We start from the raw sequence: 10,089 nt of genomic DNA, 5'->3' as shown, positions 1-10,089 counted from the left end.
GGACCCGATGGGCCGTGCGTTGGAAGCCCGCTTTGAACGCCTTCGCCATCACCTTCAGCGACCGATTCCCGGCAGCTGAAAACTACTAAAGGAAACCGCCGGATACACCGTTAATGAGATAGTCCCGGCGGTTTCAGCCCGGCGAGGAGAATCACGAGGCAAGGCCCCTGAGCTCGCCGCCGGGATCCTGAGCCTGTCCTGAAAAACGGGCAACACCATTGGCACTTAGGACATTCATCGTGCAGGCGCTGGCATAGACACGCTCCCCCGTGAACGAGCATTCCGCTCCACCTCGGCCAAGCGCGTCAGCATCTTCAGGTCTCTCTTGATGACGATGCCATCCTCATGCCCCGACTTGCCCCGCAACTTCCGGAAGCGGAGGTACTTACAGAACACAGCCGTAACGGTAACGATCGTTCGCGAGACATCTCTCGACCTGTTCAGCGGATCGCGCACTTCAGGGGTCGATTTTGTAATGCTTTCCGCGTACGCGTCTGTGTAATGCCGTGCAGGGTTGGTGATACGTTATGGGGATGCGCGTTGGATACGGACGGGTCTCTACCCGTGATCAGCACCCCGAAGCCCAGCACGATGCCCTGACCGCGGCCGGCTGTGACCAGGTATTCGTTGATGTGGCCTCGGGAAAGCTAGCCCGCCGGCCAGAACTGGACAAGGCCCTGCTCTCGGCCAACCGCGCTGGGGACCAACTCGTCGTGACCAAACTTGACCGACTCGGCCGGTCGTTGGAAAACCTCATCGAGGTCTCCAAGACACTCCAGGAGCGCGGGGTTGATCTGGTGGTCCTGGACCAGAGCATCGACACATCCACACCGATGGGGCGGATGTTCTTCCAAATCCTTGGCTCGATCGCCGAGTTCGAACACGCGCTGATGTCCGAACGTACCCGTGACGGTCTGGCCGCGGCCAGGGCGAGGGGGCGCACCGGCGGCCAGAAACCCAAACTCGGCCCCCGCCAAGTACGGCTGGCCCAGGAAATGTATGAAGAAAAAGGCCCAGACGGCAGACGTGCCCACACGGTCGAGCACATTGCCAAGGAATTTGGCGTTACCCGGCCCACCATCTACCGCCACCTCGCCAAATCATGAACGACGGTCGCTGCCACAACAGAACGACGGCATGTCCGTAAGGTAGGGCCGTTCAGGGCTCAGTCATCGCCTACAACCACTGAACCAATAGGACTCGATCATCCAGATTGCCCCTGCCGACACTCTCAGGAGTACCGGGCCTGTACTGAACGTTCCGGGCGGAGAATCCCTTCATCTCCGGGAACTCCGCCCGAAGGTCGTCAGCCAGCCGTTTGATGACGCCACTCCCCCACCCCTGTTGCTCCTGCTGGGCACTGACATCTCGCCCGATGGACCAGTACAACTCGATCAACTGCGTGTTGACCGTTCGCAGCGCTCTCGTGCGTGCGGCCCGGACCCGGTTCTTGAGCTCTCCGAGCAGGTCGATGTAGCCCGTGGGGAGGGTGAGGTCACGGGCATCAGTCATAGGTTCGAGCCTATCGAGCCGGCCAGGTTGGAAGGGCATCTCCAGCTGGAGCTTCGATCCTTAGCGGCTGGACCGTTTTTCCGTTGTTAGCGCTTTGATTTCCCGTCGCTGCTTGCCATTGACTGCGAACGGATCCCGAGGCAGCGCCAGGGTTAGGCATTCAGCACGTGAATGGCTTGTCACCGCGGGGACGGGCACCGGTATGACCAGAGCCAGCCCCGTGGGCCACATGTAGGTCACGCAGGTCGACGCGCGAAATGGCAAGAAACGGGATGCCGTGCTTTAAAGGCCGAGAGCGTCAAGCATGGCATCCTCTTCGTCGTCCGAGCCGGCGCGCCGCCGCGCGCGGGACGGGTGAAGCGGACTGTTGGCCGTGACCGGGGCAGCCTCTTCAAGTTCCTCGCGCCGCATCCGGGCGTGTTGCCGGGCTGTGTATCCGAAGCCCACGAAGGCGAGCACGCCGAAGGTGATCCACTGCAGGGCGTAGGAAAGGTTGGACCCCTCCTGCACGGATGGTGGGGTCAATTGCAGCGGCGTTTCATCCGGTCCGGGAGACTCCGAAGCCATCAGACCATAGCTGCCCGTCATTAGTGGATACGCGAGCTGGCGCGTGTATGCCACCAGTTCGATGCTGGCCAGCTGGCCCTCGGGCGCGGCACGGCCCAATCCGGGCTCCGCGGGCTTCAGCCGCACGACGGCGTCGATGGTTCCTTCCGGAGGAGCAGGTACGGCATCGGGGTAACCGGGCTTGAGATTGCCGATGGGCAGCCACCCCCGGTTGATCACGATTGTCTCCCCGGAAACCAGTCGAAAGGGAACCAGGACCTCATACCCGGGAGCGGAATTGTTTGGCCGGTTTCTGACGATCCGCTGATCAGACGCCAGGTAATGGCCGCGCACCGATACGGGCGTCCACTTGGCTCCGGGTCCGGCTACTTCGAAGTGCCTACGGGCAGATTCGAACGGGATGGGTTCTTTGTCATAGTTTTGTTGGACACGTTGGATCTCTGCCACGGCCTGATTCCGGCGCTCCAATTGCCAGCTTCCCAATCCGACGCAGGCCGCGGCGAAGAGTGCGGCGAGCCCCAGTATCCCCAGCCACTGCCGGGTCAGAAGGAACGAGTACGTCACTGGCCGGACCGAAGTAGCGTCCCCGGCCCCAGCGCGCCGCGCCTGGTTCCGGCAAGGCAAGGCCTGCCCGCACCTCGCGCCCGGGAGGATGTTCCGGACCGGGATTTTTCTTCAGTAATGTCGCAGTGCACATCACCACCCTAGCCGCGGGCCGGACCGTCCCCATTCCGCAAGCCAGTTTTGAGAGTCGGAGCTGTGCGTGCTCCGATGCGCGTTGGGAAGGAGCAGGGTCATCGCCCGCACACCAGCGCGAGGAACCGGCCGCGACCTGGTATCCGCCGGCCGTTCCGGAGAGCCAGCCGCTAAACTGCCAGGGTGCTAAATGAATTTTGGAACACCTCGACCGGCTCGTACAAGGCGCTCGTGTTTGGTGCCATGGGCCTGATCGCGGCCGGGATACTCCTGAACATCGCGGGAAACCTGTCCCGGATCGATGGCCTGACGGTCGCGTCCCTTCCGGTCATCGGAGTGGGCCTTGTGCTTCACAGCACAGGCGTCGTCGTCCGCGGTCAGGGGGTCCGGAGACGCCTCCAAAAGTAGCCCAGAGACGGGCGGATGCCGGGGGCGAATTCCTGGCCACCGTTGTTTCCATCCCATCCGGTGCATGGCCCGGATTCGGCATTTTCCCCCAGGCTTACCGTCGTGGTTTTTTCATCGAACATCCTTCCCGGCCCATCGTCGGTGGCGGGCAATCCGCAACTGGACAATTCGGGCCATGGCCAGTACTGCCGCCCAACGCATCAAAAAGCATCAGGTTCCCGCCGTCTCCCGCCTAGCCCGAACCCTGCATCAAACAGCAAATGCGTGCCGGTTGCTCCACCCCGAGCGGCACGGCCTCCGGCAGATTTTCCGATGTGGCCGCTCGGACCGGTCGTCATCGGGTCCCGAGCAGGCGGACTCCTCCGCTGCCGCACTGCAGGATGATTTCGCCCAGGCTGCACGGAAAGCCGTGAAGAACACGAGGCGAAGGTCAGGGTCAAGGGACCCTCATGGACGGGGCGGCCTTCCCAGCGAACGGTAAGGCGCAGCTGTGCATAATGGAGCGAAGCTTCGGTCAACCGCTATTTGACCGGAGCTTCGTCAATTGAGGGGGCCAGGGCATGCGCCTTCCGGGTCCGGATCGCTGCCTGCGCCGGCCGTCCTCGGGGTCGTGGCCGGCCCACCGTGTACCAGCCGACCCTGGGCGCGTTCCTGCTGGGACTGGGCGCCGGGGCCGTCGGCCAGATCGCAGTCAAGTTCCTTCTGCCCGCTCTACATCTGTTCAGGCGTTGCTGTAACGTCTCTGGGGGAGGTTAACGCAGCCTGTGCCTCCAGGCGTGCGCACTGTGGCGCCGCCGCAGGTGCATCCCCCAACCTCGACTCTCTCAAGGATCCATGAAAACGATGTCTCCAGCCGACGACGACCGCCAGAACCCCCTGCCGCCCAGCTCCGGCAAGGGTCCGGACGCAGGTATGCCACTGGGTGCCCGGCGCCTGGTGCTCATCGGCGGGCTTTGTGTACCGGTCGGACTGGTCGCCGGGCCCTACCTGCTTGGTCTTCAGATCCTGGCTGTCGGCGGCGTCGTCGCCGTTGCCGTGGCATTGTCATACGGCCCTGGCCGAACATGGTTCTCGCGGTGGTCCTGGCTGACGGTTGCCGCTGGCGCCGTCTGGATGGCAGCCACCATCGCGTACTGGGGGACCATCGTCGCCGCGGCAGATGCGTCCGCGCCGCTGTCGGGCTGGTCACCGGTGCTATTTAACATTGGCGTAGGAGGTCTGGTCATCATGGCCGCCGCCACCGCCGGCGGGGTCCTGACACGGTACCGGTTCCGCCGGGCGGCGGCCGCGGTGGCCGCCGCCCGGGGCTGACTCTGGTACCGGGTGGTCCGGTCCCTGGGTCGGGCGGGAGTGCGTCCCGGGCTTTAGGAGTTCTCGTTTCTCGCCCGCTTGCGGCGGGCCAGGAAGAGGATGCCGGCCAGTGCAGCGATGACCGCGGCCGCGACGCCGAGCGTGAGGAGCGCGTTGTCGTTGCTGGGTCCTTTGGCCGGTTCAACTTCTGTGCTGCCTGCTGCGGCGGGGGCGGAGGTCTGCGCCGGCGACGGCGTCGCGGGTGCGGCCGACGCAGTTCGGGACGGGTTCTGGACGGTGAACGCGTAGTTTCCGTCGATCGGGTGTCCGTCGGAGGAGACGGCCCGCCACAGCACCTTGTGGGCTCCATTGGCCCCCGGGGTGACTTTCGTGGAGATCGTGGCGCCCGTAACGGTCACTTTTCCGTCACTGATTGTTTTCCCCTCCCCGTCGGTGACCGTGATGACGCTCAGGTTCAGACTGGCCGAATCGGTCGGTGGCTCCGAGAGAGTTAGCGAGACTGTCTCTGGCGTGGAGGTCACGGTTGTGTCCGCTGCCGGGGATGTGGACCGAAGGGCATCGTGGGCCTGCGCTGGCCCGGCGGCCATCGCAGGGATTAACAGCCCGGTTGCGAGGGCCACGGAAAGGAGGGTGCGCTTTTTGTGGGTCAGGTTCATGGTGTGTTCGCAATTCTGGGTGGTTGGGAGGGTGTCGGGGACGGCCGAGCAGGCCGCTGTCCGCGGCGGCCCCCTCGCCGGGACCCGTCCGGGCGAAGTTCCCAGGTGGATGCGCCGCCCCTCGCCGGTGGCTGCGGTGCGGGACACGGGTGGCAGGGCCGCTGGAGCCGGCGGGGCTATCAGGGCCTTCAGCCATGAGGCCAGCATCCACAGCGTGGCCTCGGCCCGTGCGAGGACCAGGGCGGTGGCGAGCGTGGCCAGAAGATGCAGCCCGAGCATGGCATCGGTCGGATAGGCGTCCGGGACTCCCGGCCGGCCGACGGATCCCTGGAAGGAAACGTCCGTCCTGCCGTGTACGTGTGCAACCGGCACACCCCCGGGTGCTGCGGGGACAGACAGTGCGGCGAAGGCATGGTGGAGGGCGAACTGCCCGGCGAGGAGATAGCCGACAAGGATGGGGGCTGTCATGGTCCGCGCGGTAAGGGGCGCTGCGGTGAGGGCGGCCAGAGCGGCCAGCGCTGCCATGACCGGCGGCGTCGGCAGTGCCCCCCCGGCGCCAAGATGCGCAGCTGCGGCAAGGAAGAGGGCCGTCCCGGCCGCGGCGAGGGCCCTGGTGACCCGAAACGGCGCGCGTCGTTTCACCGTCGGGCTCCTTCCTCAGGCAGAAAGTTTTACACTACGTAGAAAGTGTTGGCCGGGCAAAAGCAGGCGGCCGTGCAGGGCGACTGCCTTATTTGGCGGCGTCGGTAAGTTTCTGCCGGAAGTCCGCCTCGGTGCTGAGTGTCAGCTTTTGGCCGTTGAGGAAGAAGGTCGGGGTGCCGGTCACTCCCAGCGCCTTGCCGTCGGCGACGTCTTTGCGGATCCGGTCAATGGTTTTTTCGTCCGCTACGGCGGCGTCGTACTTGGTCAGGTCCAGGTTCAGTTCCTGCGCGTACGTTCTGAACAGGGGCGCCTGGGAGTCCTGCTTTTCGCCCCATTGCGGCTGGGTGTCGAACATTTTGGTGTACATCTGCTCGTACTTGCCCTGCTGCGCGGCGGCCTCCACGGCCAGGGCCGCGGTTCCGGAGTTCCTGTGTCCGGGAAGCGGGAAGTAGCGGTTGACGAAGGTGATCCTGTCGCCGAATTCCTTCTTCAGTTCCTCCACGAGCGGCTGCGCTGCCCGGCAGGATTCACATTCGAAGTCCAGGAACTCGACCAGCTGGGCCTTCTCTGTGGCCGGTGAAGTGACGCGGTGGCTGTCGTCGCGGACCAGCTGCGCGTCGGCCACCGGCTGCGGTGCCGGCGGCGCCGGCTTAGCGGCGGTGAAGACCGCGTACCAGATCACGCCGGCGGTGACGATGACGCCCAGGAGGATCCAGAGGACCAGACGGACCTTTTTCGCGGGGTCCGGTGGGGCGGGGGCTGTCGTGGTCTGTGTCATCAGTGGTGGATGCTTTCCTGGTCGCGGTGGGCGGCGGGTTCGATCTGGAAGGTGGAGTGTTCGACGCTGACGTCGAAGTGTTCGGCCACGCAACTCTGCAGGTCCGCCAGGATGGTCGCAGCGTGGCCGTCCGTCATGCAGCCGTCCTCGACGGTGACGTGCGCCGAGAGGACGGGTGTCCCGGAGGCGACGAGGGAGGCGTGCAGGTCGTGGACGTCAATGACGTGGGGCAGGGCTAGGATGTGTTCGCGGACCTCGTTCATGTCCAGGCCCTGCGGGGCGTTTTCCATCAGCACGTTGACGGTGTCCCGGAGCAGCTTCAGCGTACGGGGAATGATCAGGACACCGATCAGCAGGGACACGACGGCGTCGGCCTGGACCCAGCCGGTGACGGCAATGATGATCGCCGCGACAATCACGGCCACCGACCCCAGCGCATCGTTGAGCACTTCCAGGAACGCGGCCTTCATGTTGAAGTTGTGGTTCCGGCCCGAGGCCAGAACAATGAGCCCCACGGCGTTGCCGGCGAGGCCGATGACGCCGAACCACAACATCGTTCCGCCTCCGATTTCGGGCGGCTCGATGAGGCGGCGGATGCCCTCAACGATGACAAACCCGCCGACGCCCAGCAGCAAGGCAGCCTGCCCGGCCGCGGCGATGATTTCTGCGCGCTTGTACCCCCAGGTCCGTTTGGCCGTGGCAGGTTTCAGGGCCAGCGAGGCGGCGATCAGGGCGATGAGCAGCCCGGTCGAGTCGGTGAACATGTGGCCCGCGTCGGCCAGGAGCGCCAGGCTGCCGGTGAGGACCGAGCCGATGATCTCCGCGATCATCACGGTGAACGTGATGGCGAAGACGAGAATCAGTTTGCTGCGGTTACCCGCGGCGGCCGCGCCATGGTCGTGATCGTGCCCGCTCATGGGCCTACCTTCGTCATGCGTTCCTGGCCGGTCAGCGGGGACGGCTTGTCCTGGGGACAATCGGGCTCGGCACAGCTGCAGATCGGGTCGACGGTCAGGATCGTGCCGAGCAGGTCATCCAGGGCGTGCACCAGTCGCGGGTCCGAGAGTCGGTATTGGACCCGTCGTCCTGCGGGGTCCCCGGCCACCAACCCGCAGTCGCGCAGACAGGCCAGGTGGTTGGAGAGGATCTGGCGGCTGACTCCGATCCGGTCGGCAAGTTCCGAGGGGCACGCCGGGCCGGATTTGAGTTCGAGCAGGATGGCTGCCCGGGTCGGGTCGGCCAGTGCCTTGCCGAAGCGTGCCAGAACATCGGGCGTGGACAGTATGCGCATTTCCCGGATAATACAGTGATTTCTGGATTCGGAGCATTTCGTGTTCTGTCCGGCTGGCAGTTGGGTGCCGGGGCGGAGGGGTCGCAGTGCGCTAGTTGGCCCGGTCATGGGTCCGGTCCGTTGCGGTGCTGCGTTCCTCGAGGCGGGCGAGCATGGCGTTGTAGGCGGTGAGGTCGGCGTCGTTGTTCCGGGCTGCGGCACGGTCGGTGCGCCGGGTTTCGCGGGCATCGGACCGTGACCACATGACCGCCACGCCGAGGGCAATCAGCACGGTGGGGATCTCGCCGATACCCCAAGTGATCGCACCGGCCATCTGCTGATCCTCCAGCGCCGGCAGCCCCCAGTCCCGCCCCAGACCGGTGAACCAGTCCGACTGGATCAGGGTGGTTGAGCCCATCAGGGTCACGCCGAAGAAGGCGTGGAAAGCCATGGTGGCCAGTAGCAGCAGCAGCCGCAGCGGGTAGGGCGCACGGCGCGGAACAGGGTCGGTGCCGATCATGGATAGAACAAAGAGGTAGCCGGTGATAACGAAATGGACCGTCATTAGTTCATGCCCGACGTGTTCACGGAGGGCGAAGCCGAACGCGTCGGAGTAGTAAAAGAGAACGATGGATCCGGCGAAGTTGGCGGCAACGAACAAAGGGTGGGTCACGATGGCGGCCACCCGTGAATGGACCAGAACCATGATCCATTCCCTGGGGCCGCGGGAACCGTCATGCCGTGGGGCCAGTGTTCGAAGCGCGAGGGTGACCGGGGACCCGAGGACGAGGAACACCGGGACGACCATGGTTAGAGCCATGTGGTCCAGCATGTGGGCGCTGAACAGGACCCTGCCGTAGACAGACGGACCGCCTGAGGTGAAGAACACCAGTGCGGCCAGGCCGGTCAGCCACAGCAGCGACCGGGCCCAGGGCCAGGTGTCACCGCGGACCCGGAGGCGCCGCGCGGCCCGCAGATACAGATAAGCGCCGGTCACGGCCACGGCGATCCAGAGCCAGTCCGGCCGCCAGACGGTGAACCACCGCTCTGCAGTCAGCTCCGGGGGCAGCAGGTAGCCGGTGAGGATCTCTGCCGGCGTCAGGGTCGGCCGGATGTCCTCTCCCCCGGGCGGAGGCGTCCGGCTCAGGGCCGCGGCCAGGCCGCTGGCCGCGCCCATTATCAAAAGCTCCACGACGATGAAGCGCCACAGCAACCGGGTGTGCGTCCCGGGTCCGGGCTTCAGGGACAGCTGCGGGAGGATTCGTCGGCGGTGCAGTAAGCCGATGGCGCCCAAAACGAGGGCGGCAGCTGTCTTGCCCAGAAGGAGGACGCCGTAAGGCGAGGCCAGCCCCGCGGGGAGGTCGATGCGGATGGCGGCGTTGATGATGCCGGAGGCGACCACGAGGATGAAAGCGAAACCGGCCAGGGTAGAAAACCGTTCCAGGACCGCCGCGGTGTCCTTGCCAAAGGCAGTCCCTCCGACCGTCAGCGCAATCAGCCCACCCAGCCACAAGCACACCCCCACCAGATGAAGGCCCAGGGAGTTGATGGCCTGCTCGTGGTCGCTGCCGCCGGCAGCGTGCCCGATGAGGATCATGGGAAGGAGCCCGGCCAGGGACAGCAGCGCCGCAGCGGCGAGTCCGCCGCGGGACCGGAGACCGAACGTGAGCGTCGATACCGACGCGGAAATGATGACCACCCACAGCCACGCTGTCCCTGTCGGCAACTCGGTGATGTAGGAGGCCAGCTGGGAGGCGTATTCGCTGCTGCCGGAGATGGGGATGCCGGTGATGTCGGAGAAACTGAAGACCAGGACGGCCATGGCGGACAGCGTCCAGAGCACGCTGGCCGTGGACGCCAGCACCATGATGCGGGTGAACGCGGGGTGCTCCACCGCCGCAGAGACCGGTCCCCTTCGGCCGGGGTTCCCGCGCCCCGGACCCCGCAGCGCCGGCGGGATGATGCAGGCAGCGAAAACGAGGGCGCCGATCGTGGCCGCGGCGGCGGTGTTCTGGAGAGTCTGGGCGATCCCGTAGCCCCAGCGCACCAGAGCTCCAGGGTCCCGGGTTTCCGGAGGCAGGGCGGCGCTGCCGTATGCACTGGCCGCCAGGACCGCCACCACCGCAATGACACCGGCAACGGCGAGCCAGACCAACCGCGGCGAAACCGTCGGCGTGTTGGCAGAGGCGGGGGCTTTCAACGCCACTATGCATCCTCAAAGTCGTGGGTCCGGACCCGCTGCCGTGTAC

General features: G+C 65.6%; 10 protein-coding genes. 3 read left to right on the top strand and 7 right to left on the bottom strand.

Features of this window, described 5'->3' with window-relative positions:
* Positions 1 to 533: 533 nt before the first annotated feature.
* A complete protein-coding gene (locus ACFVY3_RS16820) occupies positions 534 to 1,106 on the top strand; it encodes a recombinase family protein (protein ID WP_236803046.1) in 573 nt (190 codons plus the stop codon).
* 70 nt (positions 1,107 to 1,176) lie between these two features.
* Here ACFVY3_RS16820 and ACFVY3_RS16815 read toward each other — a convergent pair whose 3' ends face one another.
* Complete coding sequence (locus ACFVY3_RS16815; RefSeq protein WP_400160609.1) at positions 1,177 to 1,512, bottom strand: DUF1016 N-terminal domain-containing protein; 336 nt, start codon at positions 1,510 to 1,512, stop codon at positions 1,177 to 1,179.
* A gap of 282 nt (positions 1,513 to 1,794) precedes the next feature.
* On the bottom strand, positions 1,795 to 2,643 hold the full coding sequence (locus ACFVY3_RS16810) for an SURF1 family protein (protein ID WP_400160608.1): 849 nt from the start codon (positions 2,641 to 2,643) through the stop codon (positions 1,795 to 1,797).
* A gap of 315 nt (positions 2,644 to 2,958) precedes the next feature.
* Here ACFVY3_RS16810 and ACFVY3_RS16805 point away from each other — a divergent pair, with 315 nt between their 5' ends.
* Together ACFVY3_RS16805 and ACFVY3_RS16800 are read left to right on the top strand one after the other, a co-directional pair.
* Entirely contained in the window at positions 2,959 to 3,183 is a 225-nt protein-coding gene (locus tag ACFVY3_RS16805) for a DUF3188 domain-containing protein (RefSeq protein WP_253033716.1), read from the top strand.
* A gap of 834 nt (positions 3,184 to 4,017) precedes the next feature.
* Positions 4,018 to 4,494, top strand: a complete 477-nt coding sequence (locus tag ACFVY3_RS16800; protein WP_253033717.1) for a hypothetical protein — start codon at positions 4,018 to 4,020, stop codon at positions 4,492 to 4,494.
* A 53-nt stretch (positions 4,495 to 4,547) separates the two neighbouring features.
* Here ACFVY3_RS16800 and ACFVY3_RS16795 read toward each other — a convergent pair whose 3' ends face one another.
* The 5 genes from ACFVY3_RS16795 to ACFVY3_RS16775 form a co-directional block, all read right to left on the bottom strand.
* Positions 4,548 to 5,792 carry a copper resistance protein CopC gene (locus ACFVY3_RS16795; RefSeq protein WP_400160607.1) on the bottom strand — a complete coding sequence of 415 codons (1,245 nt, stop codon included), beginning with the start codon at positions 5,790 to 5,792 and terminating at the stop codon, positions 4,548 to 4,550.
* Positions 5,793 to 5,880: 88 nt separating this feature from the next.
* Positions 5,881 to 6,570 carry a DsbA family protein gene (locus ACFVY3_RS16790; protein ID WP_400160606.1) on the bottom strand — a complete coding sequence of 230 codons (690 nt, stop codon included), beginning with the start codon at positions 6,568 to 6,570 and terminating at the stop codon, positions 5,881 to 5,883.
* A complete protein-coding gene (locus ACFVY3_RS16785) occupies positions 6,570 to 7,487 on the bottom strand; it encodes a cation diffusion facilitator family transporter (protein ID WP_400160605.1) in 918 nt (305 codons plus the stop codon). The genes ACFVY3_RS16790 and ACFVY3_RS16785 overlap by 1 nt, the downstream gene beginning before the upstream one ends.
* On the bottom strand, positions 7,484 to 7,861 hold the full coding sequence (locus tag ACFVY3_RS16780; protein ID WP_011689621.1) for a helix-turn-helix transcriptional regulator: 378 nt from the start codon (positions 7,859 to 7,861) through the stop codon (positions 7,484 to 7,486). The genes ACFVY3_RS16785 and ACFVY3_RS16780 overlap by 4 nt, the downstream gene beginning before the upstream one ends.
* Before the next feature lie 91 nt (positions 7,862 to 7,952).
* On the bottom strand, positions 7,953 to 10,046 hold the full coding sequence (locus tag ACFVY3_RS16775) for a cytochrome c oxidase assembly protein (RefSeq protein WP_400160604.1): 2,094 nt from the start codon (positions 10,044 to 10,046) through the stop codon (positions 7,953 to 7,955).
* Between the last annotated feature and the right edge of the window lie 43 nt (positions 10,047 to 10,089).

The sequence above is a fragment of the Arthrobacter sp. BPSS-3 genome (assembly GCF_044628475.1).
In the GTDB taxonomy this organism is placed as follows: Bacteria; Actinomycetota; Actinomycetes; order Actinomycetales; family Micrococcaceae; genus Arthrobacter.
The sequence above is the reverse complement of the archived record's forward strand: the minus strand, read 5'-3'. Positions and strand labels throughout refer to the sequence as shown.